The sequence below is a fragment of the Pseudoxanthomonas sp. LjRoot204_2 genome (genome assembly GCF_056175765.1).
In genome coordinates, this window is sequence record NZ_JBGFFG010000602.1 from 1 (window position 1) to 1,635 (window position 1,635).

Here is a 1,635-nt window from a genome sequence, read left to right on the forward strand (position 1 = left end):
GCGAAGGGGCCGCCGCTGGCGGCGATGAAAGCACCGCGGTGGGCGGCACCACCTTCTTCGGCCTCATCAACACCCGTGCCAGCGGGACCGGCAGCTCGGCCTTCGGCAACGGAGCCTGGGCCACGGGCGAGTACAGCACTGCGCTCGGCCACAACAGCTACGCCGATGGCGAAGAGAGCGTGGCCGTGGGCGTGAACGCCGTGGCGGGGGCGACGAACAGCGTCGCGATCGGCGCCAACTCCTGGAACGACCGCGACGACACCGTCTCGGTGGGCGACGTGGGGGCCGAACGCCAGATCACCAATGTGGCCGCGGGTACGGAAGGCACGGATGCGGTGAACCTCGACCAGTTGAACGCGCTGGCCGACGCGTCGGAGAACGCCACGCGCTACTTCAAGGCCAATGGCGCGGGCGACGGCAGCGATGACGCCACCGCGACCGGCGATTACGCGACGGCGTCCGGTTCGGCGGCGCTCGCGGAAGGTGTCGGTGCGACGGCCACCGGCTCCGGTGCCTTCGCCCTCGCGAACGGCGCCACGGCCAGCGGCTTCAATGCGACCGCGACCGGCGAGAACAGCGTTGCCAACGGCGCGGGAGCGCAGGCGACAGGCGCCGGCGCGGTCGCGCTCGGTGGCCAGCGTCCGCTGCTCGACGACAACGGCGACCCGGTCCTCGACGAGGACGGCAATCCGGTCTACGCCAGCACGGAAGCCACTGCAGACGATGCGACGGCCGTCGGTGCAGGCGCCGTCGCCAGTGAAAGCGGTGCGACGGCGATGGGTGCGGGAGCCACCGCCTCCGGTGCGTACGCCACGGCCAACGGTACGGAAAGCGCGGCGTCCGGCCTGCAAGCCACGGCAACCGGTTTCCGCAGCGATGCCGCGGGCGATGCCGCGACGGCCGTGGGCGGATACAGCAGTGCCTCCGGGTTCGCCGCCTCGGCGTTCGGCTACGGTGCCGATGCCAGCGGAGAGAGCGCGACGGCACTGGGCTTCGGTGCGACCGCGAACAACTACGACAGCACGGCACTGGGCTCACGCGCGCTTGCCAGCGGCGACAACAGCGTCGCCGTCGGCGGCGCGTTCTTCGGGGCCCTGGCGACCGAAGCTTCCGGCGATTACTCGGTCGCCGTCGGCGGGGGCGCCTACACGCCCGGCGTCAATGCGGTGGCGCTGGGCAACCTGGCGACCGCCGAAGCCGACAACAGCGTCGCGATCGGTGGCGATTCGGTCGCCGACCGCGAGGACACGGTGTCGGTCGGCAGCGCGGGTAGCGAGCGGCAGGTCACCAACGTCGCCGCCGGTACCCAGGCGACCGATGCGGTCAATCTGTCGCAGTTGAGCCTGGTCGCCAGTTCCTTGGGCGGTGGCGCCGGTTTCTCCGGCGGCGTGTTCATCGCGCCGAGCTACACGATCCAGGGCACGTCGTACAACAACGTGGGCGCGGCATTCACCGCCGTCGATGCCAAGCTCAACGAGCTTTACGGGATGTACAACGGGTTGAGCAGCGGCACCTCCACCGCATCGACCGCCGCGACACCGCCAGCACAGGCCAGCCAAGCGCATTCCAGCGGAGAATCGGCCTCCGCGCCCGGCACCGGTGGTAATGCATCGTCGCCGACACGCGGCACGGCGA

At 70.8% G+C, this 1,635-nt stretch carries 1 protein-coding gene; it reads left to right on the forward strand.

From position 1 onward, the window contains the following. Positions 1-1,635 (forward strand): YadA family autotransporter adhesin (locus AC04L7_RS18280; RefSeq protein ID WP_475513646.1); only part of this gene is annotated, 1,635 nt, incomplete at both ends.